Consider the following 26,837-nt stretch of genomic DNA (forward strand, 5'->3'; position numbering starts at 1 on the left):
TCCGTCCGGTCAGTTTTTCTTTTCCCCAGCGTAGGACAGAACCGAGCTTCCAGCATTTGGAAGTCCGTGACCTTACCCATCCGGCATTGCTCCGTTACTTGCAGGGACGGGGTATCAATATCGAACTGGCAAAAAGAGAATGTAAGGAACTCCATTTTACCAATAACGGCAGACCGTTCTTTGCTATCGGTTTCCCGAACATGGCAGGAGGTTACGAGGTTCGCAACTCTTTTTTCAAAGGCTGCATCGCCCCGAAAGACATCACCCATATACGGCAGCAGGGAGAGCCGAGAGAGAAATGTTTGGTATTCGAGGGTTTCATGGACTACCTCTCTTTCCTCACGCTCCGGATGAAGAACTGTCCGACCATGCCCGACCTTGACAGACAGGACTATGTCATTCTTAATTCGACTGTCAACGTGCCGAAAGCCATTGACGTGCTGTACCCGTATGAACGCATCCACTGTATGCTTGACAATGACAAGGCTGGATATGAAGCGACACGGGCTATCGAATTGGAATACTCCTACCGTGTGCGTGACTTCTCGCACAATTACAGGGGATATTCGGACTTGAACGATTATCTGTGCGGCAGGAAGCAGGAACAGAAAAACGAAGCCAGCCAAGTGCAGGAAACGAAGCAGGAAACCGGACAACGTGCCGCCCCAAGACAAAAGAGAGGCAGGGGCATTTAATCCGGCAGGACTATCAACGGCTGGCGGTTTATTTGGAGAGCAAGGTTATGTTTCGGTAAACCGAAACTACCTTGCTTTGCTCACCGCAAAGAAAAATTTCTCCCGTTGGTCGCAATTTTTAAGACACCATTCAAACGTAAAAAACCATGACGAGTATAAAGGACAAGCCGGGGGGACGTCCGGCAAAGAAACGGATAGAGAAGCAGCAACGGGTTGTCAGTACGAAACTGACCGAGTTGCAGTATTACGCCATCAGGAAGCGAGCCGGGGAAGCCGGGTTGCGTGTCAGTGAGTATGTAAGGCAGGCGGTTGTTTCGGCAGAGGTCATACCCCGGTTGAACAGGCAGGACGCGGACACCATCCGCAAACTGGCAGGGGAAGCCAACAACATCAACCAGTTGGCGCACCGGGCGAATGCCGGAGGTTTCGCACTGGTGGCGGTGGAACTGGTGAAGCTCAAAAACCGGATTATTGGAATCATAAACCATTTGTCGGATGATTGGAAAAATAAAAAAGGGAAGCGGTTTTAAGGGCTGTGTGAACTATGTGCTTGGTAAGGAGCAGGCGGTTTTGCTTCATGCGGACGGGGTTCTGACTGAAAGCCGGGGCGATATAATCCGCAGCTTCTGTATGCAGACCGAGATGAATCCCGATTTGAAGAAGCCTGTCGGACATATTGCGTTAAGTTATTCGACAGTGGATGCGCCCAAATTGACAGACGGGAAGATGGTACAACTTGCGCAGGAGTATATGCGTGAAATGAAAATCACCGATACGCAGTATATCATCGTGCGTCATCAAGACCGGGAACATCCGCACGTGCATATCGTGTTCAACCGCATAGACAATAACGGCAAGACCATTTCGGACAGGAACGATATGTACCGTAACGAACAGGTATGCAAGAAGCTGAAAGCCAAACACGGGCTTTATTTCGCTGGTGGAAAAGAACAGGTAAAGCAGCACCGACTGAAAGAGCCGGACAAGTCGAAATACGAGATTTACACGGCTGTGAAGAACGAAATCGGCAAATCCCGTAACTGGCAGCAGTTACAGGAGCGGTTAGCAGAAAAGGGTATTACCGTCCGGTTCAAACGAAAGGGACAGACCGACGAGATACAGGGCATATCCTTTTCCAAAGGTGAATACACGTTCAAGGGTTCGGAGATAGACCGGAGTTTCAGTTTTTCCAAACTGGACAAATGTTTCGGGTATGCAGGAATGAATGTTGCCGGAAGCCAACGGCAAACAACTTTCGCGCCCGTTCGGGAGCAAGCACTTGCACCGGGCAAGGCTGACAGTCCGTTGATAACTGGTTCGCTCGGTCTGTTTTCCGCTTCTTCTCCCCCAGTGGATGAAGAACCTAATTTTAATTTGAGAAAGAAGAAGAAAAAGAAAAAACGACTTAAACTGTAAAGACATGGAAGACAATTTGATTTTAGAGGGGCTTCTCTCTATGGTTACGGAACTGAAAGGGAAGCAGGAAGCACAGGTAACGCCAGCCAGCCGGGAGGAAACTCTCGAACGGTTGGGAGCAATCGAGCAGGCATTATCGGAACTCCACAGTAGCCCGGCTGTTCCCGAAAAGGAATTGCAGGCTATCCAAAGCCAACTTGCCGACATAAGGAATGCGGAACAGGAGCAGCAGCAATCCATAGGAGAAGTGAGAAAATTTGTAACGGCTACCTACCGTTGTCTGAAAGAAATGCTGGATGCGTTGGATTCTTACCGTAAGGAGCGCACAACTGAAAAAGCGGAAACCGAACCTGCATCGTTGTCCCGGAGGATAAGCGGTTTGTTACACCCGAAACTTTTTGTTTTTTTGGCAGGGCTGGTTGTCTGTTTCGTTTCTTTGTTCCTGAATGTCCGTTTGGCTGGACGAATGCAGCAGTTGCAGGACAACGATATGAAATACCGCTACATTCTGATGAAAGGGGAAGCGGACGGGGGCTGCCTTGATTTGCTGGAAACGAATTTTAGTAGGGAACGGGATAACGCTTTCATCCAAAACCTGACTGATTCGGTGACGGATTTTGAATTCCGCAGCAGGAAGCAGGCGGAAGCGTTGGAGCGTGCAAGGCTGCTCAATGAACAAGCCGAGCGGTTGAAAAAGGAAGCCAACCGACTGGGCAAGCCATAAACCGGGAAAACAAGGGATACAAACTGTAAATGTTAAAGCCCACCCAATATATGGAGAAAAGTGCAGTGCATCTTCGTGGTGTATTGCACTTTTTCTATATTTGCGGATAGTCTAATTTGAAAAGCCCAAAATCCCCAATCCGCTGAATTGTTTGGATGATGATTAGGCAATGATTTAATTGTGAATAGGAACTGCACCTACGGGGGCGTTTGCTGAAGTAAATATACTTGACAGATGCTATTATGAAGACATTAGCAACAATCAAATCATTATCGTTATTATGGACATTTAAAGTAAAAAAGATATTCCTATAATGATTAAAGCAATAGATGCAAATATGTATCTATATCTTTTTGTAGAAAACATTGCTCCTATACAGGAGATAGATACAGCAAATTGCATACATTTCAAACTTAACTCTGTAGTCTTAAATATACACATAGACAAAAAAGATAATGCCAAAACAAATATTATAGCATTCAATATATATTTCAGTTTCATATTACTTTGATTTACATTGACCTTATTATCAGTAGCATATAAATTGCTCATCCTATCCCAATAACCAATCCTATACAAGAGAACAAGGTGAATCTCTTTTCCTTGTATTTCAGCACATAGACCAGCCCGATAATAGCACATAAAGGAATATTAGATGAATCTGCATTTTCCCTTTGTTTACAAGGTATTTATATGTTCTTTCATCCTTTCTTTGCTCAATTTGCGAATCTCACGGTTCTCTTTGTTTTGTTGTAGCATACATTTATGCAACTTAATGTTCCTATGATTCAGTTTAATCTATTTTCTCTAATTCAATCGTAGCTACTTTCTCTTTATCTGGACTAATTTCATTCTGTATAATGGTTATATGTTTTTGGGTATAGCTTTTGATAATCCAAGGGGCTCCACCCAAATATAAAGCATTGCTATTAAATGTGATATATTTCCCTTCTATTGTATAAGTAATATCAATTTCATCGTAACCTTCCCAATTTACTTTCCCTTTCTGAGTATCTACAAATTGCATACCGACCCCCATATTTTGTACTGTCCAAGCCTCACAATGCCCTGTTCCACGCCATGAAGTCTGATAAAGTGCTTCGGGGGTTAATTCATTTGTCTGTTCATTATCATCATCGCAGTTTATAAAACAGAATGTACAGAGGAATAGCATAAGTATTCCAAGAATTTCTTTTGTTTTCATATTCTCTTTTTTATTTTTTGTTTAACTCATTCAATCTTTATTTTGTTTCTTCGTTGAACCAACCAAAGATAAGACAAAGATAAAAAGAAGAATCCTTTGGCAGATTAAGATACTCTTGGAATATTGTTATGAATGTAAATTTCTAAACCTATGTTTATTTTTTGTTGTCAAGACTTTGCTTGCGTCTGATTCGGCTCATGTGTACGGGTGTAATTTTAAGGTAGGATGCTATTTCTTTTAGTGATACCATTTGAAGGATTGCAGGGCATTTTTTTAAAAGTTGGAGGTAACGCTCTTCCGGTGTGAATCTGAATAAATCCAAATAACGTGAATATGATTGGAAAAACATCTGTTCGGCTGCGATACGGGCTATCCGTTGGCTTTCTTTGTTCTCCTCGAATTTTTGCTGTAAGAATGCAGAAGAACAGATGTAAATCTCGCACGGGATTATTGCCTGTATATTCAATTCTGATTTCATGCCATATAAGCAAGTGGGGTAATCGCCTATAAATTCATTTGGAAAGGAAAAACCGACATTATACGGCTTGTTTTCTGTCCGGTTGGTACAACTGTATTTGACTACACCTGACAAGATAAACCCGAAGAAAGAACATACATCATCTTCATGGAGAATAAACTCATTCTTTTTATAATGTCGTAACTCTCCATGTTTTAGACACAATTCTTTAAAAAAATCTATGTCTATATTGCTCATATATGAATTAAATTCAGTCATCATTTACTTGTCATTGGTGCAAATGTATAAAAAATGCCTGAAATATGCTTGATAGTACTTAACTACATTGTTTAAATATTCAAAAAAGTATGTAACATAACATGTTTGTTATATTTTTAAGTTCAAAGGTTTAGTACGTTTCTTTGTCTGTATATCCAAAACGAACTAAACTTATTTAGACAGCAAATTATATATGCTGGCGAAAAAAGAAAAACAGAGTTTCTTTCTCTTTTTGCCAGTATCATGTCTATTTTTCACTGAAAAACGAGAGAAAACAGATATAAAAACATCTCCTACCACATTTACCCCTTAACAACAAATATCCTTTTCTGTTTTCTTATAATCACTCTATTTGTATGCAAATTGTATGTTTGCAAAATATTGATATTGATGTATTTTATACTGTAATCAACTAATATTCAGCATTAAATAGATAGAATTTTGTGCAAGCTAATTATAGCTAACCGCAACAAGTTCATACTTGGGCCGAGCGGGTCGGGTAAGTCTTTCTTTACCAACCACATGGTGCGTCAGTATTACGAGCAGGGGGCGCACGTGCTGCTGGTAGATACGGGTAACAGTTACTTGGGGCTGTCCCAGCTTATCCACAACCGCACGCACGGCGAGGACGGGATTTATTTCACCTACACCAACGAGAACCCGATAGCGTTCAACCCGTTCTATGTCGAGGACGGGGTATTCGACATAGAGAAGAAAGAGAGCATCAAGACCCTTATACTCACCCTGTGGAAGCGGGATGATGAAGCCCCGAAGCGGTCGGAAGAAGTGGCGTTGTCAAACGCCGTGAGTGCCTATATCGAACTGACAGGCAAAGACCGTTCGGTAACGCCCTGCTTCAACACGTTCTACGAGTTTGTCCGGGATGATTACCGCCGACAGCTTGAACAGAAGAACGTCAGGGAAAAGGATTTTGACATAAACAATTTCCTGAACGTGCTTGAACCGTACTATCGTGGCGGTGAGTACGACTACCTGCTGAACTCCGACAAGGAACTGGATTTGTTGCACAAACGCTTCATTGTCTTTGAGTTGGACAACATCAAAGACCACAAGATTTTATTCCCGGTAACGACTATCATCATCATGGAAGCCTTTATAAACAAGATGCGCAAGTTAAAGGGAATAAGGAAGTTAATACTAATCGAGGAAGCGTGGAAAGCGATTGCATCGGCGAACATGGCGGACTATATCCGCTACCTCTACAAAACCGTCCGAAAATATTTCGGGGAAGCGATTGTAGTCACGCAAGAGATTGAGGATATTATTTCTTCCCCTATCGTGAAAGAGAGTATCATCAATAACTCGGACTGCAAAATCCTGTTAGACCAAAGAAAATATCTCAACAAGTTTGACAGCATACAGAACCTCTTGGGACTGACCGACAAGGAGCGTTCGCAGATATTGTCTATCAACATGGCGAACCACCCCGGACGGAAGTACAAGGAAGTTTTCTTCTCGCTGGGCGGCACGCAGTCGGCGGTGTACGCCACAGAAGTTTCATTGGAAGAATATTACACCTTCACGACAGAGGAAAGCGAGAAAATGGAACTGTTCGCACTTGCCGACAAGCTGGGCGGCAACCTTGAACTGGCTATCAAGAGGCTTGCAGAAAGCAAACGTAATCCCCAATCATCAACAACTTAAAAATCAGGAACATGAAAAGAACAATTCTCCTTATGGCGGTATGCCTTTGCTTCATCGGCAACGCATCCGCACAGTGGGTGGTGTCAGACCCCGGCAATTTGGCACAGGGCATCATCAACACCACCAAGCAGATAGTGCAGACTTCCACCACAGCCAAAAACACGCTGGACGGCTTCATGGAAGCGCAGAAGATTTTCCAGCAGGGAAAAGTCTATTACGATGCGCTCAAAGCGGTACACGATGTTGTCAAGGGCGGCATCAAGGTGAAGAAGTCCATTGAACTGGTGGCGGAAATATCCGAAATCTACGTGCGAAACTACCAGAACATGCTGGCTGACCCGAACTACACGCCGGATGAACTCACCGCCATTTCAGCCGGGTATGCCAAGCTGCTCTCCGAAAGTGCGGACGTGTTGCAGGACTTGAAGAATGTAGTGAACGTGACGGGCATGTCGCTGACGGATGCCGAAAGGCTGGCGGTAATCAACAACGCCTATAAAAGCCTGCTCAACTACCGCAACCTCGTGAACTACTACACCCGAAAGAACATATCCGTGTCCTACCTGCGGGCGAAGAAGAAGAACGACACCGACCGGGTGCTGGCTCTCTACGGCTCGGCGGATGAACGCTACTGGTAACATATAAATCGGTATGCCTATGTTATTAGCAGCGGTGGATTTTGACAACCTGCACCAAGTGTTGCGGGTGCTGTACGATGAAATGATGCCCTTGTGCAGCAACATGACGGGGGTAGCCAAAGGGATAGCCGGGCTGGGAGCTTTGTTCTATGTAGCCGCCAAAGTGTGGCAGTCGCTCGCACGTGCCGAACCCATAGACGTGTACCCGCTCCTGCGTCCCTTTGCGCTGGGGCTGTGCATCATGTTCTTTCCCACGTTCGTGCTGGGCACTATCAACACGGTATTGTCGCCAGTGGTAAAAGGGTGCAACCAGCTTATGGAAACGCAGACTTTCGACATGAACGAGTACCGGGCGCAGAAAGACCGACTGGAATATGAAGCCCTGATGCGAAGCCCCGAAACGGCTTACCTCGCATCGGACGAGGAATTTGACCGACAACTGGAAGAACTGGGCTGGTCGCCCTCCGACATGGTGACTATGACGGGCATGTACATGGACAGGACGGCTTATAATATAAAGAAGTCCGTCCGGGACTGGTTCAGGGAGTTATTGGAAATGCTCTTTCAGGCGGCGGGGCTGATTATAGACACGCTGCGCACGTTCTTCCTAATCGTGTTAAGCATACTGGGTCCGCTGGCGTTTGCGATTTCCGTCTATGACGGTTTCCAAAGCACGCTGACCCGGTGGATTTCACGCTATATCTCCATTTACCTGTGGCTGCCCGTGTCGGACTTGTTCAGCAGCGTGCTGGCACGCATACAAACCCTGATGCTCCAAAAAGACATCGAGCAGCTTTCAGACCCGGATTTCATCCCGGACGGGAGCAGCACCGTGTATATAATCTTTATGATTATCGGCATCGTGGGCTACTTCACCATTCCAACGGTGGCAAGCTGGATAGTGTCGGCTGGCGGTACGTCTGCCTATAACCGCAACGTGGCACGGGCTGGTTCAATCGCCGGGGCTGCGGTCGGTGCGGCAAGCGGGAAAGTAACCGGGAAACTACTCAAATAACCAACATCAATATTTAGTATATGGAATTTAAGTCATTAACGAACATCGAAACGAGTTTCCGGCAAATCAGGCTCTTTGCGCTGGTATTCATCTGCCTGTGCGCACTGGTGACGGGCTTTGCCGTGTGGAACTCGTACAGCTTCGCCGAAAAGCAGCGGCAGAAGATATACGTCCTCGACAACGGCAAAAGCCTGATGCTGGCACTCTCGCAGGACATGGCGCAGAACAGACCCGTGGAAGCGAAGTCGCACGTGCGGCGTTTCCACGAACTTTTCTTCACCTTATCACCCGAAAAGGGGGCTATCGAAAGCAACATCAAACGCTCGTTGTTTCTCGCCGACAAGACCGCTTTCAACTATTACAAGGACTTGGCGGAAAAGGGCTACTACAACCGGGTGATTTCCGGAAACGTTACGCAGACGGTGGAGATTGACAGCGTGAAGTGCGACTTCGACCAGTACCCCTACAAGGTGAACACGTATGCCCGCCAGTTGATTGTCCGGGAAAGCAGCCTGACAGTGCGAAGCCTTGTGACCTCGTGCCGGTTGCTTAACGCCACACGAAGCGACAACAACCCGCACGGCTTCATCATCGAAGCGTTCACCATTACCGAGAACAAGGATTTGCAGACCATTAAAAGATAGCCTTATGGAGAGAAAACGAAACCACATCGAAAAGGTGCGGGACTGGGCGGACGACCGCCTGCGCCGAATGTGCGGACGGATTACGCCGGGCAAAAGGCTGGCGGTTATCCTCCTGATGTTCTTCTTTTTCGGCGGCTTGTCTATCTACATCACCGTTTCATCAATCTACAATATCGGGAAACGGGACGGGCAAAGGCTGCAAATAGAACACATCAGACAACTGCCGTTGCACGGCAATGACACAACCCAAAGTATCAACCCGTTAAACAGACCGCAATATGGAAGAAGTACAGAAGAATGAGAACGGCACGACCGCACCGCAGGCGGACGGGAAGCCGAAAAAGGAAAATAAGCCCAAACGGGAACTTACCCCGCAGCAGGTGCAGCAGCGCAGGAAAATGATAGTCTTCCCGCTGATGTTCCTTGCCTTTGCAGGGTGCATGTACCTGATATTCGCACCCTCCGGCAAAGAGGACGTGAATGTGGAAAGCGTGGGCGGCTTCAATGCCGACATACCCCTGCCCGCAGAGGACGGGATTATAGCCGACAAGCAAAAGGCTTACGAGCAGGCGGTGACAAACCGCAAACAGCAGGACAAGATACAATCCTTGCAGGACTTCGGTTTCACGCTGGATGATGATACGGAAGAACCACAAGAGGAAATCAACCTGCTGCCGGAAGAAGATCCGAAGCCACAAAGGGGCGGCGGTGCTTCTTCACGGGCGGCTTACCGGGACATCAACCGCCAGTTAAGCACGTTCTACGAAACGCCCCCTGTGGACGAGGAAAAAGAGGAATTGAAACGGCAGGTGGCGGAACTGACCGACCGACTGAAACAGCAGCAGAACGCCACGCCTACGGCTGACGACCAAATGGCACTCTTGGAAAAGTCCTACGAGCTGGCGGCAAAGTACATGAACGGGCAGGACGGACAAAGGGGGCAGATTGCCCAAATACCGACAGCCGGGCAGAACGGCGGCGGTATCGGCACTCCGGCTATTCCGGTGCAGGCTATCCGGGAAACGACCGTTTCGGGATTGCAGCAGCCCATGAGCGATGCCGACTTCATCCGGGCTTACAGCCAGCCACGAAACTACGGCTTCAACACGGCGGTAGGCACGGGGTACGCTATGGGAAAGAACACGGTAGCCGCCTGCATACACCAAGACCAAACGCTGGTGGACGGGCAGGCGGTGAAACTGCGGCTGCTCGAACCCATGCAGGCGGGAAATATCGTTGTGCCGAAGAATACCCTTGTGGCGGGGACGGCAAAGGTGCAGGGCGAACGGCTCGACATACTGGTGTCCTCGATTGAGTACGCTGGCAACATCATCCCGGTGGAACTCGCCGTGTTCGACACGGACGGGCAAAAGGGGCTTTCCGTCCCGTCCTCTATGGAGCAGGAAGCGTTCAACGAAGCTATGGCGAATATCGGAAGCGGGCTGGGTACAAGCATTTCCTTTGCCCAAAGTGCCGGGCAGCAGGTGGCTATGGACGTGACAAGGGGATTGCTGCAAGGAACGTCCGGCTACCTCGCCAAGAAGTTCCGAACCGTGAAAGTGAAGCTGAAAGCAGGCTATAAAGTCATGCTGTATGCCAAACAACAATAACCATTTTATCAACCGTTAAAATTTCAATTAGCAATGAAACAGATTTTTGGATTGTTCGCCCTCTTGCTGGGCGTGTGTGCGGCAAACGCACAAACCGCTGACACCGTGAAGTATGCGGCTGGCAACGACTTGTACCGGGGGATTACCCGGAAACTCCCGTACCGCCAAATGGTTACGCCCTACGGCGTGGAAGTGACCTTTGCCAAGACGGTGCATATCATCTTCCCCGCCGCCGTCCGCTATGTCGATTTGGGAAGCAACCACATCATAGCGGGCAAGGCGGACGGTGCGGAGAACGTAATCAGGGTGAAAGCCACGACAGAGGGCTTTCCGGGAGAAACGAACTTCTCCGTTATCTGCGAGGACGGCAGTTTCTTTTCGTTCAACGCCAAGTACGCCCGTGAACCGGAAATGCTCAACATCGAAATGAAGGACTTCTTGGAGAATGAAGATACGTCCGACTTCTCGCATACCCGGATGAACATCCATTTCCGGGAACTGGGGAATGAAAGCCCGCTATTAGTGAAGCTGATAATGCAGAGCATCTACAAGAACAATGACCGGAAAGTGCGCCACTTGGGTAGCAAGCGTTTCGGCATACAGTTCTTAATCAAGGGGATTTACACCTATAACGGGATGCTCTACGTGCACACGCAGACAAAGAACAGTTCCAACGTGCCTTTCGACACGGACTTCATCAGGTTTAAGATAACCGATAAGAAAGTGCCCAAACGCACGGCTATTCAGGAAACGGTACTGGATGCGGTACGCAGCTACAACGAGGTGATAGAGATTGCCGGGAAATCGACCGTGCGCACGGTGTACGCCCTGCCGAAGTTTACCATTCCTGACGACAAGCTGCTGGTCGTGGAACTCTACGAGAAGAACGGCGGGCGGCATCAGACCATACGGGTGGAAAACGCCGACATCGTGAACGCAGAAGTGATTGACGAACTAAAAATCAAATAGGGAATGAAAAGACACATCTTTATAATGATGCTCTTTGCGCTGTGCCTGACCTCGTTTCAGGCACACGCACAAAGATACCTGCCGGGCATGAAAGGCTTGCAGGTCACGGCGGGCATGACGGACGGGGTGCATTGGAACGCTGGCAGTGATTTCGCCTACCACATCGGGGCGGCGTACAGCGTTTACACCAAGAACGCCAACCGCTGGGTGATTGGCGGCGAATACCTGCACAAGAAGTATGACTACAAGGATATGCAGATACCCGTAGAACAGTTCACCGCAGAGGGCGGCTATTACCTGAAATTCCTATCGGACAGACGAAAGACCTTTTTCCTTTCATTGGGCTTGTCGGCTCTCGCCGGGTACGAAACAAGCAACCGAAGCGAAAAGCTGCTGCCGGACGGCTCTACCTTGCTGGATAAGGACTGCTTCATTTACGGCGGTGCGCTGACGCTGGAACTGGAAACCTACCTGACCGACCGGGTGGCTCTGCTGTTGAACGCAAGGGAACGGGCGTTGTTCGGCTCGGACATAGGCAAGTTCCACACGCAGGTATCTTTGGGACTGAAATTCATTATCAACTGACCGCTATATAATAATGTATATGAAGAATGTAATGTATAAAATCATCATGGGCTGCTACATCGTGGCCGCCCTCGTGCTTGTCACCGCCTGTAATGACAACTTGGATATTCAGCAGGCGTACCCGTTCAGCATCGAAACACTGCCAGTACCCAAAAGGCTGAAAGTCGGGGAAACCGCCGAAATACGCTGCCGACTGGTGCGTGGCGGCTATTACCAGCCGACTACCTATCAGATACGGTATTTCCAGCCGGACGGCAAAGGAAAGCTGGAAATGGATAACGGCACGGTGTTCCTGCCCAACGACCTTTACCCGCTGGAGAAAGAAACGTTCAGGCTCTACTACACCTCGGCATCGACCGACCAGCAGACGATTGACATTTATATCATCGATAGCTTCGGGCAGATGCAGCAACTTACACTATCATTCAATAATGACAACAGCGAAGAAGGAACGGAAACAATAACCCCCTAATAACAAAACGACATGGTAAAAATAGAATTGGATATAGAAGGCATCTCGTGGTACATAGAAACCACGTTGGAAACAGATACAGTTCCGGCAGTAGGTGACATCATCATTGTGGACAAGGACTGTATTTCCGAACGTGACAGTGCTGAATTATGGAAAACGCCGTCCAATCAGGTTTTCAAATGGGCGGACGAAGAAGATGATGCGCCCGTAATGGTATGGTTCGATTGCGAAACGGAAATGCTTGTCAATAAACGGACATGGAAATATGACATCGAGGAAGAAGAAACCGTGTGCATACTTGGTGTAAAATTTATTCACTATGAGGATTTATAGTTGCGACATCCGTTTTTATCATCCTCTTGGGAAACCGGGTATGGAATGATACGCAAAGCGTAAATATCGGGCAGACAGCCCGCCGGGAAGCATCGGCGGGCTGTTTCCATGATAGGGAAAACGAAAGGCTTCTTTGTTACTTTCTTCACCCGCTGGCAGGCTCACGGAAGAAAGTAACGGCGGCAAGCAGCCGCCGTCCTCTATCAACTGGTTTTAAGGCTCTTTATGGACGTGTATTTCTCTAACCACACCTTTACCTGCTCCATGTTATATTCGCCCGTGATGGTTGCCGTATGGTCGTCTATGGCTACAAACCGGACACTTTCATAGCTGTTTACCCAGCCTTGCAGGGAACAGACGCCCCACGTGTCTACATCTTCAAAAACACTGCGGTCTATCCGGCTGATTGGCTCGCCGAAAACTACCGTCATTATCTGAAAGTCCGGTTTGTCCTCCAACAGTTGCAAATGGTGCAGCGTGCCGAACTCGTCAATTTTGCGCCCCCACGCCCACACATCATTATACAAATCATCGCCCCACTGGTGCGGGTGGTCGAAACGGACTTTTACCTCTATGGTGTGTTCGTTTTCTTCTGTGTCCTCGATAACGCCCGTTACCATTAAGCCCGTAAAAATACACTCGCAACGCCTGCCGATAAGCTCCTTGTTTACTTCTGTCGTTTTCATGTCCCTGAAATTTACTTGTTTATTACTCCGTTCTTCTTCGCTACCCATTCGTCACGCCTGCGGCGGCACTCGTCCAGCGTTTTGGCTACCGTGCTGAAAAGTTCGCCGTCCGTGTGGCGGTAGTCATATTGATAATAAATTTGTCCCCTGAAAGCCCCTAAACGGCATTTCACGAACTTTTCTTCTCCCGGTGTTTGGGTGATGCTTACCCCGTTTTTGTTAAGTGACTGCATGATGTCTTATTTTTTATGGTTATAAACTTGGTTGTTTTAAGCGGGCAGGGCTTTGACACCCCGCCCGGATTGGTTGTTATGCCGCACGGAACACAAAGCCGTCATCAAACCAGTAATCGCACATGAACAGGTCACGGGCAAACTGTTTGTAATCGAAATAGGTCTTTGCGAACTCCGGCAGGTCGTAACATTCCTCTACAATTTCATAGGCGAAATCTTCTTCATCGTCATATTCCCCTTGATATTCATCCCGGAAATCACGTACAAGGTCGTCCGCATCTTCCTCGCCCAAATCATGGCTTTTATAGTTGCACCACACGAAAAAGGCTTCCTGCTCGGTGTCGCTCAAATCCTCCACCGCATCACGCAGGGCGAAGAAGTTTTCAGAAATCCAGCTTTCGTCGATTAAGCCCTCCGGCACGTTCTCCCAGTCCTGAAACATGTATTCCGCATCTTCCTCGTCCTTGTGAAGTTCCCGGCAGGCTTCATAAAATTCTTCCTTGTCCGAATAGTCCGAAAGGTCGAGCCATGCGCCGGACAATGAACCGTTGTTGTACTTGGCATAAGTGCCTACATAAACTTTTGCTTCCGATAATACCTTTGCTTCCATATTGCTGCAATTTTTTAAGTTTTTAATTTTATGCGGATTTGAGAGGTGAGGGAGTTGAAGTTTCACTGAACTTTTTTCCTGTTTCCCGTAAATCCGACTTTTTTTTTATGCGTCTTCCGGTCGGGTCGGTCGTTTTCGTTTCACATAGGCGTAAAAGGGTAGTGTTTAGAGTTTGCAAGGTTTTGGGCAAAAAATACCTCGCAAGGCAGGGAAGATTTTTTCGCCAAACCGAAACGGCTCGACCTTGCAAAATCGTGAAGAACACGTAACTACCTTTGCCTATTGAAATGATTAAAACGACTGTCCCGGCTGGGGGACTGCGTAAGAGGAAGATTTACAGATAGGGAAACAGGGGAAAAGTGCCTGTTCTCTTTCATCTTTTAGGGAACACTCCATGCGGGCGGGAAAGGCAAGGGTGTTGTGAGCTTGCTTGCAATACGCTTGTGCGGGTTTCCAACGGCTCTTTTCACGGAATACAGTCAGCCATGCCACGCACGGCTGGCGTTTCGGGGAATGTGCCAGTTGGAAAAGGATATAAAAAATGCGGGTAGTCGGTGGACTGCCCGCAAGGTGGAAGAATGTACTTCATTGGGATATAGTTTGTTAGGCGGAATTTCGTTACCGAAATCGTTACCTATTCGTTTTTGTCACGGTTATAGGTAACGAAACCTACCGGACGGCGTTCTTTCTGTTGTTTCGACTGGCTCAAAAGCTGGGTAAGGGCTTGGTACAGTTCGTTGAACTGCGCATCGGTGCTTACCTCCAGTTCCTCGATGCGCCTTGACAGTTCCTCGTAACCGATTGCCATTTGGCGCATGAGGACGAAAGCCCGCATGATTGAAATGTTTACTTCTATGGCTACCTTGGAGCGGAGAACCGAAGAAAGCATGGCTACGCCCTGCTCGGTGAAAGCCATAGGCATAGCAACGCCGAAGTTGTAATCAGGGGGTATCACATTTTGTGATACCCCTATGGATAACAGCAAGTTAGCTTCCTCTTGGGTGAGTACAAACATAAAATCACCCGGAAAACGCTCGATATTGCGCTTGACCGCCTGCTTCAAGGCTCGTGTTTCCACTTGGTAGAGTTCTGCCAAATGATAATCGAGCATCACCCGGCAACCTCTGACCTCAAAAATCTTGTTTTGGATAATCTGCAAATCCATAATCGTATATTTTAGGAGATTTAGCAATGTTGGAATAATAGCAAGGACTGGTCACAATTTGTGACCAGTTCCCAATAATCAAGATTACATGGCGACTTCCTTGTAAATTTTCTCGATGCCGACAAACTTCTTGTCAAGCCCCTGCATATCGCTGCCTATCTTGCTGTTGGTGATGCGGGCGTAGATTTGTGTCGTTTCTATGTTTGTGTGTCCCAGCATCTTGGACACCGTTTCAATGGGTACGCCCTTTGACAGCGTGGTGGTCGTGGCGAACGTGTGCCGGGCTGTATGGAATGTCAGGTTCTTTTTAATACCGCATATATCGGCAATCTCTTTCAGGTAGGCGTTTAGCTTCTGATTGCTGATTACGGGAAGTATCTTCCCGTCCGGCAACTTGCCCTTGTACTTCTTCAAAATCATCTTGGGAATATCCAGCAGGGGAACATTCACGTCCGTATTCGTCTTTTGCCGCTTGGTGATTATCCAAAGGTTGCCGTCAAAGGACTTTTGGATATTCTCCTGCCGCAAGTTGGCGACATCGCTGTAAGCCAAACCGCAGAAACAGGAAAAGACGAACAAGTCCCTGACGTGTTCCAGCCGCTCGGAAACCATTTTCTTTTTAAGGATGAGTTTTATCTCGTCCTCTGTCAGATAACCCCTGTCCACTTTTTCCAGCCGGATTTTATAGCTGGCGAACGGGTCGCCCACCAGTATGCCGTTGTTACGGGCAATGATGATGATACGCTTGAAGAACTGCATGAACTTGGCGGTGGTGTTGTAGCCGCACTTACAGGCGGTACGCAAATACAACTCAAAATCGGTAATGAACATCGGGCTTATCTCCTTTATGGATATGTCCGATACATTGTACTTGCTTTGGATAAATTCAGCGAGGTGGCGGCGGGTCACTTCATACTTGCGGTAGGTCGCTATCGTCTTGGATATGCCCACAAGCTGCTTCACATCGTCATTGTGCTTTTGGAACAATGAAAGGATTGTTTCGTGGCTCTCACTGTGTCCCAAGAACTCGTTTTTCACTTTCTCGGCGGTCACGTAGTTGTCACGCCGCTGCATTTCGTGGTAAATGGTATTCAGGGAAGAACGTATGTCGTCCAAAAGGGCGTTTATCCTCCCGGCATCCCTGCCTTTGGCTTTGCCCGCAGCAATGCTCCAGTTGTCGGGCTGGATGCTCTGTTTCGTACTGAACTGGCAAAGTTTGCCGTCTATGGTGATGCGTGCCATAATCATAACCTCGCCGTTTTTCTTTTCAGAACCTTTCTTCAAATAAAAAAGAACCTTGAATGTCGATTTCATAACTCAAAATTTTTAGTTGCAAAATTAGTTTTTACCTCTCGTTTTCGAGTTATGCAGACTATGGACTAATATAGTCATTATCAGGTCATTTATGGACAAATCGTTACCGTTTTTGTCCGGCAGGGAATAGGTAACGATTTAGTAACGAAACTTTGTCTTTTACCGTACTTTTGAAGTCTTGGAAGCAGGACTTTCGGGCAATAAAAAAAGCCACAAATCATTGATTTGTAGCTTTTTGTCCGTTTGCTGACCATTTCTGTCCAGCACGTTCAGCGGAGAGACAGGGATTCGAACCCCGGGTGCCTCGCAGCACAACGGTTTTCAAGACCGCCGCAATCGACCACTCTGCCACCTCTCCAAAACTTCTTTTTCAAGAAGTGCTTTTCTCTTAAAGCGGTGCAAAGGTACAAATCATTTTTAAATCTGCAAACATCCTTCCTGTTTTTTCACGAAATAATTGTACTTTTGTGCCCATGATATACCCACAGAACTTTGAACAGAAGATAGGCTTCGACCAAATACGCCAACTGCTAAAAGAAAAATGTCTCAGTACGCTTGGCGAAGAGCGAGTGACAGATATGGTGTTCTCCGACCGCTTTAATGAAGTAGAAGAACGCCTGGATCAGGTTACAGAATTCGTACGTATACTTCAAGAAGAAGACAATTTTCCGGCACAATATTTTTTTGATGTACGTCCGTCCCTGAAACGGATACGGGTGGAAGGCATGTATTTGGACGAGCAGGAGCTTTTCGACCTGCGCCGCTCTTTAGAAACGATACGCGACATTGTACGCTTTTTGCAAAAAAGCGAAAATGAAGAAGAGGAGGAAACCACATCTCCTTATCCTTGTCTGAAGCGACTGGCAGGAGACATAACGGTATTCCCGCAACTTATCGGAAAAATAAACGGCATTCTTTCTCCCTACGGAAAAATAAAGGATAACGCCTCGGCAGAACTGGCACGCATCCGCCGCGAACTGGCAAGTACAATGGGAAGTATCTCACGCTCATTGAACAGCATTCTGCGCAATGCCCAATCGGAAGGTGTTGTAGACAAGGACGTAACCCCCACAATGCGCGACGGGCGACTGGTGATTCCTGTAGCTCCAGCCTTGAAACGAAAAATAAAAGGCATCGTACATGACGAATCCGCCAGTGGTAAAACCGTATTCATCGAACCCGCCGAAGTGGTGGAAGCCAACAACCGCATCCGCGAACTCGAAGGGGACGAACGGCGGGAGATTATCCGCATCCTTATGGAATTTTCCAATTTGTTGCGCCCATCCATTCCCGATGTTTTGCTGTCATATGAATTTCTTGCCGAAATAGATTTCATACGTGCCAAGGCCTTATTTTCCGAGCAAATCACCGGACTGAAACCGGCTTTTGAAAACAAGCAGGTTATAGACTGGACAATGGCGGTACATCCGCTGTTGCAACTCTCCCTTGCCAAACATGGAAAAAAAGTTATACCGCTGGATATAGAGCTGGACGAAAAACAACGTATTCTCATCATCTCCGGTCCCAACGCCGGCGGAAAGTCCGTCTGCCTGAAAACCGTAGGGTTGCTGCAATACATGTTGCAATGCGGTCTGCTCATCCCGATGCACGAACGTAGCCATGCCGGCATATTCAGCAATATATTCATTGACATCGGCGACGAGCAGTCTATCGAAGATGACCTCAGCACCTACTCCTCGCACCTGACCAATATGAAGATAATGATGAAAAACTGCAACGAACGCAGTCTTATCCTTATCGACGAGTTCGGTGGCGGTACGGAACCCCAGATTGGCGGAGCGATAGCCGAAGCAGTGTTGAAACGCTTCAACCAAAAGCAGACATTCGGCGTTATTACTACACACTACCAGAATCTGAAGCATTTTGCCGAAGACCATGATGGGGTGGTAAACGGAGCCATGTTATACGACCGCCATTTGATGCAAGCCCTTTTTCAGCTCCAGATAGGCAATCCGGGCAGTTCATTTGCCGTAGAGATTGCCCGTAAAATCGGATTGCCGGAAGATGTAATCTCCGATGCTTCGGAAATTGTAGGCAGTGAATACATCAATACCGACAAGTACCTGCAAGACATTGTACGCGACAAACGTTATTGGGAAGGCAAACGTCAGACTATCCGGCAACGCGAAAAGCATATGGAGGAAACCATTGCCCGTTATCAGACAGAGATAGAAGAGTTGCAGAAGTCGCGCAAAGAGATTCTGCAGAAAGCCAAAGAAGAGGCGGAACAACTGATGCAGGAAGCTAATGCCCGCATAGAAAACACCATCCGCACCATTAAAGAAGCGCAGGCCGAAAAGGAAAAGACACGCCAGATACGGCAGGAATTAAATGATTTCCGCGAATCGCTGGACACCCTCACCGCTAAGGAGCAAGAAGAGAAAATTGCCCGCAAAATAGAAAAACTGAAAGAAAAACAGAACCGGAAAAAGGAGAAGAAAGCCAACAAGAATCAGGAAAATGCATTGTCTGCACAAGCGTTGGCAGAGCAACAGGCAAAGAAAGAAGCCGAACGTCTGGCAGCAATCGTACCCGGAAGCTATGTCAAGATAAAAGGACAGACCTCAGTCGGCGAAGTATTGGAGATAAACGGCAAGAAAGCCATCGTTGCGTTCGGAAGTATCAAAACCACAGTCAAGCTGGATAGGCTGGAACGGACAAATGCGCAGCCTAAGCAAGCGGATGTCTCTACCAAGAGTACCTATATCAGTTCTCAGACACAAGACAGCATGTACGAAAAAAAGCTGAACTTCAAGCAAGATATAGATGTACGCGGCATGCGTGGAGACGAAGCCCTACAGGCTGTGACCTATTTCATAGACGATGCCATATTGGTAGGAATGTCACACGTACGCATCCTACACGGAACCGGTACGGGCATCCTGCGCACGCTTATCCGCCAATATCTGCAAACCGTGCCCGGCGTAAGCCGTTTTGCCGATGAGCACATTCAATTTGGCGGAGCAGGGATTACGGTTGTAGACTTAAGTTAATTGAAATTTAAAACTCGAGAAACAGAAAAGTTACAATATTAACAATCCTGATAAACAAATAATCCAATAACCCATTAGCAAGATGAAATCAATCAAAGAACTGTATCGCATCGGCACCGGTCCTTCAAGCAGCCATACCATGGGACCTCGCAAGGCAGCCGAGATATTTCTGGAAAGACATCCGGAAGCTGCATCGTTCAAAGTAACATTATACGGCAGCCTGGCGGCAACAGGCAAGGGTCACATGACCAACATCGCCATTACCGAAGTGCTGCAGCCGATAGCACCGGTAGAGATTATCTGGGAGCCTAAGATTTTTCTCCCCTTCCACCCTAACGGAATGAAGTTTGTCTCCGTTGACAAAGCAGGAAAAAAGACCGACCAATGGACAGTGTTCAGTATCGGCGGCGGCGCTTTGGCAGAAGAGAATGACGGAGCATCCTCGGTCAATACACCCGATGTGTATTCCATGAGCAGCATGACGGAAATCATGCAATGGTGCGAACGTACAGGAAAGAGCTATTGGGAATACGTCAAGGAATGTGAAGACAGCGATCTATGGGATTACCTGCAAGAAGTATGGAAAACCATGCAGGATGCCGTGAAACGGGGATTGGAACAGGAAGGCGTATTGCCCGGTCCGTTGAATCTACGCCGTAAAGCTTCCACTTACTATATACGTGCCAGCGGATACAAACAATCCCTGCAATCGCGCGGACTGGTATTTGCCTATGCTTTGGCGGTAAGTGAAGAAAATGCTTCGGGCGGTGTCATCGTCACTGCTCCTACGTGCGGCTCGTGCGGAGTGATGCCTGCCGTACTCTATCACCTTTCCAAAAGTCGTGATTTCAGTGATACGCGTATCTTGCGCGCCCTTGCCACAGCCGGGTTGGTAGGAAATATAGTAAAGACCAACGCTTCCATTTCAGGCGCGGAAGTAGGCTGCCAAGGAGAAGTCGGCGTAGCCTGCGCAATGGCTTCGGCAGCCGCCAACCAACTTTTTGGCGGCAGCCCCGCACAAATAGAATATGCTGCGGAAATGGGTTTGGAACATCATCTGGGAATGACCTGCGACCCGGTATGCGGACTGGTGCAGATTCCTTGTATAGAACGGAATGCCTATGCCGCCGCACGCGCCTTGGATGCCAACCTTTACTCCTCTTTCACCGATGGTATGCACCGGGTATCTTTCGACAAAGTAGTAGCAGTTATGAAAGAAACCGGGAACGACCTTCCGTCGCTTTACAAGGAAACAAGTGAAGGCGGACTGGCTAAAGATTATAAACCGATGTAGCAGTCAGAGACAAAAGCACGTCCAACTTACTCAAAACAAAATGAAGAATCTCTTCTCTTAATATGTAAGGAGAAGAGATTCTTCATTTTGTTCCGGTTATACCTCAATCAAACAAGATTAACGCCCGGTCTTCAGCTCATCTATCGGCCAATGCGTATCGTCCTTATTGCCACTTACATCACGTTTCTGCAATAAATTACCGTCTCCGGCATAGAACAACTGATACTCCTCATTACCTCTCTCCACTTCGATAACATACTGGACAGGCTGTACGGGATATTCAAGCATATCAATATCTTCCCGTCTCCACTGCGCATATTCTCCGCCTTCGAAAGCGGTCTGTACCGTAGGCGGCAAACCTTCCCAAAGAATATCGGTCTCCGTCAATTTCCAGGTTGCCTGAACATCATACCACACATCCATTTCCCTGCCGTCCATCCAACAGTCGGCTACGAAATAATCGCCTTTCCGTTCCCATTCAATGTCCATGGCAGCAGGATATTTATCCTTAAGGGCTTTCGACACGGCATCGGGAACTGTTATATTATCGTTTTTGTCGTCATCATCGCACGCACCAAAAGCCATTGCCGCAATGAACATCATCGCTAATACTTGAATTTTTGTTTTCATCTTCTTGCTAAAAAATTTAAAGTTATACATTCTGCATTATCACAATCAATCGTCCATGCCTACAAATTTTCCTTTGCTATTGAACTTCAAGGAATAGTCATTGGCAAGTTCAACTTCCACCCCACTGCGTCTGCGTTCAATCTTGGTGATGACCTCCTGCGGGAAGTTCGTCTTTACATATTCTTTCACAGATACCGGAATCAGAGCTTCGGGCACAGCAGCTTTCTTGCAATCCACATCAGTCCAGTTTCCGTTGCTGTCAAAATCAATCTCCGTACGGTCGGTCAACAGCACCTCATAACTTTTCGAGCCCAGTATTCCGGTTTCAATCTTGATATGCGAGATTTGCGGATCGGTGAAATACCGGTTGATGAAGTTACGGGCTGTCAAAGGCAACTGCTTGGCATCGCGCGTAATGACATCACCGGCAAATGCCAACTGAACGGCTACAAGAGCCAACACAAGGATAGATAATACTTTCTTCATAATCGTTATTTTTTAATGTTACTGATTTGTTTCATATCATTCACACTGCAAATAACGACAGAGAAATAGGAAAGATTTGGGAATAATCAGTGTTAACGGTTATTTTTATTTTCTTTAACAAGTAGAAAGCAATGCATTCCATCCTGCCATTCGTAAGTAAGCCTCAATAAAGAAATCCGGGCTATGGAACGGGCTATGGCGAGTCCCAGTCCGGTGGAATCTTTCTTTCCGTCAATACTATGGTAGAAACGGCGGAACAACTTCTCACCGTCCAAAGGAGTATCACCTGTATTCTTTATTACCAGCGAATCCGGAGTAGTGAGTATCTGCAACTCTCCCCCATCCGCATTATGAAGCAATGCATTCTTCACCAGATTGGAAACCAGAATCTGTGCCAACGAATGATTACAGCGGATAATAAAAGGCTGTTCCCCCTGCTTACGCAGCAAGCGCACCTGCTTATGTTCGTATATATCCATCAAATCAGGCAGAAGGTTTTCCAGTATCTCGTCCACCGATACATCCTCCGACTCCGTGTATTGCCCGTTCTCTATACGGGAAAGCAGCAGCAAGGACTTGTTCAGTTTCACCGCACGTCCCAACGTTGAATAGATTTCATCCAGTTCCTTCATCTGCTGTTCGGTCAAGCTGTCGCTTTCAGCCAGCAGTTCCACTTTGCCGCGCACGATGGCAAGCGGCGTCTGCAACTCATGCGATGCGTTTTCTATAAACTGCTTCTGCTCTTCATAAGCCTTGTAACTGCGGTTGCCCATATCCACCGCAGCCTCGCTCAGCTGACGGAATTCACGTATCTTCGTAGGGTTCTCCAATGCCGGAACTTCTTTGCCGGGCTGGATGCCGTGCAGCCAGTCCAGTAACTTATGCAACGGGCGGAATACCCCTTTCAATATCACTTGAATGCCCACCGATGTACAAATCAGCAGCAGCAGGAACAATGCCCCCAGATACCAAAGCATTGCCTCCACCATATCGTCCCGTTCCAAAATGGAAATCATCAGGGTAAGCTCATAAAACTGTCCGTCGGGCATGCGGAATGCTGTACGCATCACGCGTACCGGTTCGTTCTCGTCCTCAAGTTCGATATACACGGTAGAGTCATAAAAAACTTCCTGATAATGATTTCCCTCCTTTTCAGAGATGGGACGGAACTTATAAAAAGACATCAATGAACCCTCCGTTTCAAGAAGGGAAGGATCGTGGAGTACGTGTTCTATTAATATTCCGGCATAATTTTCCAGCGTATCGTCCGTTTCATCAACAACCTCATCAATAATGGCATAATAAAACAATACCCCCCATACAGCCATCAGGACAAATAGCAATAAGGAGATTTTACGATATGTATAATATACCAGTTTCATAATTCGGACAATTTATAGCCAAAGCCATAAACAGCTTTCAGCTCCACAGAGGCATTGGCCTGCTTCAGCTTCTTGCGCAGGTTCTTCACCTGCGAATATATGAAATCCAACGAATCTGCCTGGTCAATATTATCACCCCACACCGACTCGGCAAGGCTCATTTTATTGATAACCCGGTTGGCGTTCACCACAAAGTAATACAGCAGGTCGAATTCCTTACGGTTCAGTTGCAAAGGAGCACCGCCTACTTCCGCCTGCCGCTTATCCGGATAGAGCAACAAATTGCCCACGGTGACAGACATATCGCCTTGTGCCTGACGGCGGCGTATTAAAGATTTTATGCGTGCATTCAGTTCTGCCAGATGGAAAGGCTTCGTCAGATAATCATCCGCCCCCAGTTCCAGACCGTCCACTTTATCGTCCAGCGAATCCTTGGCGGAGATGATGAGCACACTGTCCGTACGGCGCAAGTGCTTCAGCTCGCGCAACAAATCCAGACCGCTTCCTCCAGGCAGCATAATGTCCAATAGGATACAGTCGTAATCATAGTCGTTTATCTTGTCCAGGGCCGAAAAATAATCGGCAGCCGTTTCTACGACAAATTTCTCTTTCAGGAGCGAAGTGCGGATTGTTTCCCGCAAATCTTGCTCATCTTCTACAATCAGGATTTTCATGTCGGCAAAAAAAACTCACAAATCTGGAATCATTCTGGAATAGCCCGTATATCAATTGGAAACGGCATCTTCCCCATACACCTCTTCCAGCAGTTCCTCTTTCGCCATGGAGATTTTGCCATCCGCGGAAACCGTCAGCCGGAGAGGCACATAAAGGTCGGATTGCGGATAGCAGATGCTGGCGGCATAGATAATGCCCTGAGGCGTTGTCTTATCATAGACCAGTCCTTCCAGAATGGCATATTTCAGAAAGCGGGCATCGACCAGTGAGGCGAAACTTTCCTTCGTAAACACCTTGTCCACAATCTGTTTTCCGCCACAGGTGATGCGCAGCGCAATGCTGTTGTCGATAAACCTCTCTCCCTGCTCATTCGTTACAACAGGCAGACTCTCGTCCGGGCGGCGGACAACAGACGAACGGTACTCCCTGCCTTTGTAGGTAATGGTCACTTTCGTATCGGAAACCTGCATACGCTGTGGAGCAGATATCACTGTGCTGTCTTTCATCAAGACCTGTACATCGTCTCCGCCTTTATTCCGCGATGTGCAGGAAATAACCGACAACAGCACCGCACAAGTCACTATATAAACAAGAGTCTTCATTGATTCTTTTTTTTATTGACAAGGGCAAAGGAACAAAAAGAGCGGGAGAAATACAAATGAAAGCCATTAAAAACAGCAAGGGAGCATACCAAAAGAAAAACATCAGGTACATTCCGCCCCCTCTCATTGCCGTCAAATACATCCGAAGAATCTGCCTTCAATCAAGGTTCGTTCAGGTAACGGACGATTATTCCCACTTGCCTCGGCATAAATGTCCGCACCCTTGCGTGGTATCCCGTAAGCAGCAATTCCGCATACAATTCGCTGTTACGTTTAATCCAGCGCGTCAGCGTACGGATAGCACACCGTGCCGTTGTGTTGGGGCAATACAGGCATGCCAGCTCTCTTTTCGTATACGTTCTGATACGGAAGTCATTTTCATTTTCCATAGTTTTTTGCAGATTTATCATCAAAGTTTTTTTATTAGAGATACCAAAGATACAACATCCGAAAGGCGAAGTCAAGCAATCGGAGAAAAGATATGAACCTTTCCTGAAAAAAGTTCATATCCCTCTCTTTTACTTTCGCTTACCGTTCCAGGCGGACTGAAAGAATGTTATCCCAACGGATTTTCTTCTTCCCCGTTTCCGCCGGTTCCCGGAGTAGAACCGCCTCCCGAAACAGTTTCCGTTTTTTCCCAACTTGCTCTCGTCACGCTGGCACGTGTCAGCATCTCCCTGAAGTACTGTCCCGGCGTAAAAATTATTTTCCGACGATAAACCGTATCCGACTTCACATCCTCTTCCCTGTCCTGACTCTTTGCATTAATACCCGGTCGGAAACAACCGAAATCACCCAACTGTACGGAAAATCCCTTGTTAATGTTAATGTTCAATGTGTCTATCAAGCCATCCAGAACCATTTTTACCACACCACGCGGGGCCATGCCTATCTTGGTGACTTCATCGCACAAATCGCCAAACTGTATTATACCAAGCGTTTTCAGTTGCGCTACATACTTTTCCGTTTTTGTCTGATCAAAACCGAATACTTTCTTTTTCACTTCGTAATTCAATGCCATAACTTTTTTTAATTTAAACGATTAATAAATTTGTTTTTCGGTTTTGTTTGCTCGTCAGTTTGCAAAACCTGCTTCTCTGTGATCACAATACAAAGATACAACAGGCGCAAAGCGACATGGTGCTTTAACTGTCGTTTCAGTAAGTTACAGTCATGATAAAGAGGATTAATAACAATAGATAAGCTATTGATAAACAAAGATATATATACCTATAAAAAACTTTTCACTTTTTTCCTGCATACACCACATTTCTCCCCATTCCGTATCTCACCAACACTCCGTCTCTGATAAACTGATTCAAATCGTTAACGGCCTGCTTGTAGCTACGTCCCGTCAGACGGGCATACTGGGCACGGTTGATGCAAGGATTCCGCTGCAAATATTCGTCCAGCAATTGAAAGCGGCGCTCCATAGACGAAAGGTTATCCGAGGAAAGCGGCACGACGGGTTGCGGCCTGCGCTCAAGCCTCATCTTACCGCTTAAATCTTCGTGAAATTTCTTCCCTAGACGGAAATTCAGTCCGCGCAAGGCAACTGACGCGGCACGTACCTCATCTTTCTCCATCGCACGGCGCCGACAACTTAATGAGGGCGTAAAATAGCCCAACTCGCCCAATTCTACCGTCCAACCGTTGGCCAGGCAATCGCGCAGCTCGTCCATGAACGCTGCCATCGCACCCTCAAGCACGCTGCGGCTGATACCCGTAAACAAGTGGACACGGTCTATAAACTCTTTTCTATCAATCGTTCCCTTAGCCACAAAACGGGCGTAAAGGGGTTGTTGCTCACCGGTGCGGCGAATATCGGGTTTCTCCAGAAGGTCATAATAGGCACTCATACTTTTCAAGATGCTAAGTTTTCACCATTGCTACACTCAGCATCCTTTCTCACGGTGACAAAGAGAGAAAGCCGTTTCTTCAATTAAATTGTTCCGCCACGGGGTAAATTTTGTTCCATCATGGAGAAAGTTCTGTTCCACCGTGGCGGAATGGAATTTACTCCATGGCGGAACAGTTTGG

General features: G+C 47.3%; 30 protein-coding genes, 1 tRNA gene and 1 pseudogene. 16 read left to right on the top strand and 16 right to left on the bottom strand.

What is annotated here, in order from left to right:
- From H8S52_RS13515 to H8S52_RS13530, 4 genes are all read left to right on the top strand, one after another.
- Positions 1–695 (top strand): toprim domain-containing protein (locus tag H8S52_RS13515; protein ID WP_255470068.1); only part of this gene is annotated, 695 nt, incomplete at its 5' end.
- Positions 696–841: 146 nt separating this feature from the next.
- Positions 842–1,225 (top strand): MobC family plasmid mobilization relaxosome protein, encoded by a 384-nt coding sequence (locus H8S52_RS13520; RefSeq protein ID WP_004315361.1) that lies wholly within the window; start codon positions 842–844, stop codon positions 1,223–1,225.
- Positions 1,191–2,111, top strand: a complete 921-nt coding sequence (locus H8S52_RS13525) for a relaxase/mobilization nuclease domain-containing protein (RefSeq protein ID WP_186910003.1) — start codon at positions 1,191–1,193, stop codon at positions 2,109–2,111. The genes H8S52_RS13520 and H8S52_RS13525 overlap by 35 nt, the downstream gene beginning before the upstream one ends.
- Before the next feature lie 4 nt (positions 2,112–2,115).
- Positions 2,116–2,835 carry a hypothetical protein gene (locus tag H8S52_RS13530; RefSeq protein WP_186910004.1) on the top strand — a complete coding sequence of 240 codons (720 nt, stop codon included), beginning with the start codon at positions 2,116–2,118 and terminating at the stop codon, positions 2,833–2,835.
- Between the two features lie 793 nt (positions 2,836–3,628).
- Here the strand turns inward: H8S52_RS13530 and H8S52_RS13535 are convergent.
- A complete protein-coding gene (locus H8S52_RS13535; protein WP_007656455.1) occupies positions 3,629–4,039 on the bottom strand; it encodes a hypothetical protein in 411 nt (136 codons plus the stop codon).
- Between the two features lie 154 nt (positions 4,040–4,193).
- Positions 4,194–4,775 (bottom strand): Crp/Fnr family transcriptional regulator, encoded by a 582-nt coding sequence (locus H8S52_RS13540; protein WP_008645841.1) that lies wholly within the window; start codon positions 4,773–4,775, stop codon positions 4,194–4,196.
- A gap of 447 nt (positions 4,776–5,222) precedes the next feature.
- On the opposite strand from H8S52_RS13540, the pseudogene H8S52_RS13545 reads away from it, so the two are divergent.
- The 10 genes and pseudogenes from H8S52_RS13545 to H8S52_RS13590 form a co-directional block, all read left to right on the top strand.
- Positions 5,223–6,440, top strand: a pseudogene (locus H8S52_RS13545) (TraG family conjugative transposon ATPase); the annotation flags it as partial.
- An 11-nt stretch (positions 6,441–6,451) separates the two neighbouring features.
- Positions 6,452–7,078: a DUF4141 domain-containing protein gene (locus H8S52_RS13550; RefSeq protein ID WP_007566703.1), complete on the top strand. Its 627-nt coding sequence runs from the start codon at positions 6,452–6,454 to the stop codon at positions 7,076–7,078.
- Between the two features lie 19 nt (positions 7,079–7,097).
- On the top strand, positions 7,098–8,093 hold the full coding sequence (gene traJ / locus H8S52_RS13555; protein WP_007845741.1) for a conjugative transposon protein TraJ: 996 nt from the start codon (positions 7,098–7,100) through the stop codon (positions 8,091–8,093).
- A 20-nt stretch (positions 8,094–8,113) separates the two neighbouring features.
- Entirely contained in the window at positions 8,114–8,737 is a 624-nt protein-coding gene (gene traK, locus H8S52_RS13560) for a conjugative transposon protein TraK (RefSeq protein WP_004308760.1), read from the top strand.
- Between the two features lie 4 nt (positions 8,738–8,741).
- Entirely contained in the window at positions 8,742–9,038 is a 297-nt protein-coding gene (locus H8S52_RS13565) for a TraL conjugative transposon family protein (protein WP_007845742.1), read from the top strand.
- Positions 9,016–10,347, top strand: coding sequence for a conjugative transposon protein TraM (gene traM / locus H8S52_RS13570; protein ID WP_117887853.1), 1,332 nt, complete (start codon positions 9,016–9,018; stop codon positions 10,345–10,347). The genes H8S52_RS13565 and traM overlap by 23 nt, the downstream gene beginning before the upstream one ends.
- A gap of 33 nt (positions 10,348–10,380) precedes the next feature.
- Complete coding sequence (traN, locus tag H8S52_RS13575; protein WP_053398660.1) at positions 10,381–11,316, top strand: conjugative transposon protein TraN; 936 nt, start codon at positions 10,381–10,383, stop codon at positions 11,314–11,316.
- A 3-nt stretch (positions 11,317–11,319) separates the two neighbouring features.
- Positions 11,320–11,901 carry a conjugal transfer protein TraO gene (locus H8S52_RS13580; protein ID WP_007845747.1) on the top strand — a complete coding sequence of 194 codons (582 nt, stop codon included), beginning with the start codon at positions 11,320–11,322 and terminating at the stop codon, positions 11,899–11,901.
- Between the two features lie 13 nt (positions 11,902–11,914).
- Entirely contained in the window at positions 11,915–12,373 is a 459-nt protein-coding gene (locus tag H8S52_RS13585; RefSeq protein ID WP_004329653.1) for a DUF3872 domain-containing protein, read from the top strand.
- 12 nt (positions 12,374–12,385) lie between these two features.
- The gene (locus H8S52_RS13590; RefSeq protein ID WP_004308767.1) at positions 12,386–12,706 is read left to right on the top strand and encodes a hypothetical protein; all 321 of its coding nucleotides are present in this window, start codon (positions 12,386–12,388) and stop codon (positions 12,704–12,706) included.
- A gap of 203 nt (positions 12,707–12,909) precedes the next feature.
- On the opposite strand, the gene H8S52_RS13595 is transcribed toward H8S52_RS13590, so the two are convergent.
- The 6 genes from H8S52_RS13595 to H8S52_RS13620 all read right to left on the bottom strand — a co-directional run bounded on the left by H8S52_RS13595 (position 12,910) and on the right by H8S52_RS13620 (position 17,072).
- Positions 12,910–13,392: a hypothetical protein gene (locus tag H8S52_RS13595; RefSeq protein ID WP_070782463.1), complete on the bottom strand. Its 483-nt coding sequence runs from the start codon at positions 13,390–13,392 to the stop codon at positions 12,910–12,912.
- A gap of 11 nt (positions 13,393–13,403) precedes the next feature.
- On the bottom strand, positions 13,404–13,625 hold the full coding sequence (locus H8S52_RS13600; RefSeq protein WP_005924228.1) for a DUF3873 domain-containing protein: 222 nt from the start codon (positions 13,623–13,625) through the stop codon (positions 13,404–13,406).
- A 76-nt stretch (positions 13,626–13,701) separates the two neighbouring features.
- Positions 13,702–14,235, bottom strand: a complete 534-nt coding sequence (locus H8S52_RS13605; protein ID WP_004329650.1) for an antirestriction protein ArdA — start codon at positions 14,233–14,235, stop codon at positions 13,702–13,704.
- Positions 14,236–14,869: 634 nt separating this feature from the next.
- The gene (locus H8S52_RS13610) at positions 14,870–15,400 is read right to left on the bottom strand and encodes an ORF6N domain-containing protein (RefSeq protein WP_005924231.1); all 531 of its coding nucleotides are present in this window, start codon (positions 15,398–15,400) and stop codon (positions 14,870–14,872) included.
- 84 nt (positions 15,401–15,484) lie between these two features.
- Entirely contained in the window at positions 15,485–16,714 is a 1,230-nt protein-coding gene (locus H8S52_RS13615; protein WP_186910005.1) for a site-specific integrase, read from the bottom strand.
- Positions 16,715–16,987: 273 nt separating this feature from the next.
- A tRNA-Ser gene (locus H8S52_RS13620) sits at positions 16,988–17,072 on the bottom strand.
- A 115-nt stretch (positions 17,073–17,187) separates the two neighbouring features.
- Here H8S52_RS13620 and H8S52_RS13625 point away from each other — a divergent pair.
- Positions 17,188–19,728: an endonuclease MutS2 gene (locus tag H8S52_RS13625; RefSeq protein WP_186910014.1), complete on the top strand. Its 2,541-nt coding sequence runs from the start codon at positions 17,188–17,190 to the stop codon at positions 19,726–19,728.
- Between the two features lie 82 nt (positions 19,729–19,810).
- A complete protein-coding gene (locus H8S52_RS13630; RefSeq protein WP_117985995.1) occupies positions 19,811–21,022 on the top strand; it encodes an L-serine ammonia-lyase in 1,212 nt (403 codons plus the stop codon).
- Between the two features lie 117 nt (positions 21,023–21,139).
- On the opposite strand, the gene H8S52_RS13635 is transcribed toward H8S52_RS13630, so the two are convergent.
- The 8 genes from H8S52_RS13635 to H8S52_RS13670 form a co-directional block, all read right to left on the bottom strand.
- The gene (locus tag H8S52_RS13635) at positions 21,140–21,652 is read right to left on the bottom strand and encodes a PepSY-like domain-containing protein (RefSeq protein WP_186910006.1); all 513 of its coding nucleotides are present in this window, start codon (positions 21,650–21,652) and stop codon (positions 21,140–21,142) included.
- A 45-nt stretch (positions 21,653–21,697) separates the two neighbouring features.
- Positions 21,698–22,138 carry a PepSY-like domain-containing protein gene (locus H8S52_RS13640; RefSeq protein WP_005651944.1) on the bottom strand — a complete coding sequence of 147 codons (441 nt, stop codon included), beginning with the start codon at positions 22,136–22,138 and terminating at the stop codon, positions 21,698–21,700.
- Between the two features lie 92 nt (positions 22,139–22,230).
- Positions 22,231–23,520 (bottom strand): HAMP domain-containing sensor histidine kinase, encoded by a 1,290-nt coding sequence (locus H8S52_RS13645; RefSeq protein WP_186910007.1) that lies wholly within the window; start codon positions 23,518–23,520, stop codon positions 22,231–22,233.
- Positions 23,517–24,194 (bottom strand): response regulator transcription factor, encoded by a 678-nt coding sequence (locus H8S52_RS13650; RefSeq protein ID WP_005651948.1) that lies wholly within the window; start codon positions 24,192–24,194, stop codon positions 23,517–23,519. Before H8S52_RS13650 ends, H8S52_RS13645 begins: the two co-directional genes overlap by 4 nt.
- Before the next feature lie 51 nt (positions 24,195–24,245).
- Positions 24,246–24,797 (bottom strand): DUF4738 domain-containing protein, encoded by a 552-nt coding sequence (locus H8S52_RS13655; RefSeq protein WP_117907488.1) that lies wholly within the window; start codon positions 24,795–24,797, stop codon positions 24,246–24,248.
- A gap of 161 nt (positions 24,798–24,958) precedes the next feature.
- Positions 24,959–25,186 (bottom strand): DUF4248 domain-containing protein, encoded by a 228-nt coding sequence (locus tag H8S52_RS13660; protein WP_005651951.1) that lies wholly within the window; start codon positions 25,184–25,186, stop codon positions 24,959–24,961.
- Positions 25,187–25,353: 167 nt separating this feature from the next.
- Positions 25,354–25,818, bottom strand: coding sequence for a DsbA family protein (locus tag H8S52_RS13665; protein WP_117907489.1), 465 nt, complete (start codon positions 25,816–25,818; stop codon positions 25,354–25,356).
- Positions 25,819–26,041: 223 nt separating this feature from the next.
- Positions 26,042–26,656 (bottom strand): HU family DNA-binding protein, encoded by a 615-nt coding sequence (locus H8S52_RS13670; protein ID WP_186910008.1) that lies wholly within the window; start codon positions 26,654–26,656, stop codon positions 26,042–26,044.
- Positions 26,657–26,837: the final 181 nt, after the last annotated feature.

Source organism: Bacteroides sp. NSJ-48, assembly GCF_014287405.1.
GTDB lineage: Bacteria > Bacteroidota > Bacteroidia > Bacteroidales > Bacteroidaceae > Bacteroides > Bacteroides stercoris.

Coding starts and splice junctions, on each gene's coding strand:
- H8S52_RS13595 (WP_070782463.1), bottom strand. CDS start 13,392: ATGAAAACGACAGAAGTAAACAAGGAGCTTATCGGCAGGCGTTGCGAG.
- traM (WP_117887853.1), top strand. CDS start 9,016: ATGGAAGAAGTACAGAAGAATGAGAACGGCACGACCGCACCGCAGGCG.
- H8S52_RS13535 (WP_007656455.1), bottom strand. CDS start 4,039: ATGAAAACAAAAGAAATTCTTGGAATACTTATGCTATTCCTCTGTACA.
- traN (WP_053398660.1), top strand. CDS start 10,381: ATGAAACAGATTTTTGGATTGTTCGCCCTCTTGCTGGGCGTGTGTGCG.
- H8S52_RS13600 (WP_005924228.1), bottom strand. CDS start 13,625: ATGCAGTCACTTAACAAAAACGGGGTAAGCATCACCCAAACACCGGGA.
- H8S52_RS13520 (WP_004315361.1), top strand. CDS start 842: ATGACGAGTATAAAGGACAAGCCGGGGGGACGTCCGGCAAAGAAACGG.
- H8S52_RS13670 (WP_186910008.1), bottom strand. CDS start 26,656: ATGAGTGCCTATTATGACCTTCTGGAGAAACCCGATATTCGCCGCACC.
- H8S52_RS13630 (WP_117985995.1), top strand. CDS start 19,811: ATGAAATCAATCAAAGAACTGTATCGCATCGGCACCGGTCCTTCAAGC.
- H8S52_RS13605 (WP_004329650.1), bottom strand. CDS start 14,235: ATGGAAGCAAAGGTATTATCGGAAGCAAAAGTTTATGTAGGCACTTAT.
- traK (WP_004308760.1), top strand. CDS start 8,114: ATGGAATTTAAGTCATTAACGAACATCGAAACGAGTTTCCGGCAAATC.
- H8S52_RS13590 (WP_004308767.1), top strand. CDS start 12,386: ATGGTAAAAATAGAATTGGATATAGAAGGCATCTCGTGGTACATAGAA.
- H8S52_RS13645 (WP_186910007.1), bottom strand. CDS start 23,520: ATGAAACTGGTATATTATACATATCGTAAAATCTCCTTATTGCTATTT.
- H8S52_RS13550 (WP_007566703.1), top strand. CDS start 6,452: ATGAAAAGAACAATTCTCCTTATGGCGGTATGCCTTTGCTTCATCGGC.
- H8S52_RS13540 (WP_008645841.1), bottom strand. CDS start 4,775: ATGACTGAATTTAATTCATATATGAGCAATATAGACATAGATTTTTTT.
- H8S52_RS13615 (WP_186910005.1), bottom strand. CDS start 16,714: ATGAAATCGACATTCAAGGTTCTTTTTTATTTGAAGAAAGGTTCTGAA.
- H8S52_RS13530 (WP_186910004.1), top strand. CDS start 2,116: ATGGAAGACAATTTGATTTTAGAGGGGCTTCTCTCTATGGTTACGGAA.
- traJ (WP_007845741.1), top strand. CDS start 7,098: ATGTTATTAGCAGCGGTGGATTTTGACAACCTGCACCAAGTGTTGCGG.
- H8S52_RS13580 (WP_007845747.1), top strand. CDS start 11,320: ATGAAAAGACACATCTTTATAATGATGCTCTTTGCGCTGTGCCTGACC.
- H8S52_RS13585 (WP_004329653.1), top strand. CDS start 11,915: ATGTATATGAAGAATGTAATGTATAAAATCATCATGGGCTGCTACATC.
- H8S52_RS13665 (WP_117907489.1), bottom strand. CDS start 25,818: ATGGCATTGAATTACGAAGTGAAAAAGAAAGTATTCGGTTTTGATCAG.
- H8S52_RS13640 (WP_005651944.1), bottom strand. CDS start 22,138: ATGAAGAAAGTATTATCTATCCTTGTGTTGGCTCTTGTAGCCGTTCAG.
- H8S52_RS13565 (WP_007845742.1), top strand. CDS start 8,742: ATGGAGAGAAAACGAAACCACATCGAAAAGGTGCGGGACTGGGCGGAC.
- H8S52_RS13655 (WP_117907488.1), bottom strand. CDS start 24,797: ATGAAGACTCTTGTTTATATAGTGACTTGTGCGGTGCTGTTGTCGGTT.
- H8S52_RS13610 (WP_005924231.1), bottom strand. CDS start 15,400: ATGGATTTGCAGATTATCCAAAACAAGATTTTTGAGGTCAGAGGTTGC.
- H8S52_RS13650 (WP_005651948.1), bottom strand. CDS start 24,194: ATGAAAATCCTGATTGTAGAAGATGAGCAAGATTTGCGGGAAACAATC.
- H8S52_RS13625 (WP_186910014.1), top strand. CDS start 17,188: ATGATATACCCACAGAACTTTGAACAGAAGATAGGCTTCGACCAAATA.
- H8S52_RS13660 (WP_005651951.1), bottom strand. CDS start 25,186: ATGGAAAATGAAAATGACTTCCGTATCAGAACGTATACGAAAAGAGAG.
- H8S52_RS13525 (WP_186910003.1), top strand. CDS start 1,191: ATGATTGGAAAAATAAAAAAGGGAAGCGGTTTTAAGGGCTGTGTGAAC.
- H8S52_RS13635 (WP_186910006.1), bottom strand. CDS start 21,652: ATGAAAACAAAAATTCAAGTATTAGCGATGATGTTCATTGCGGCAATG.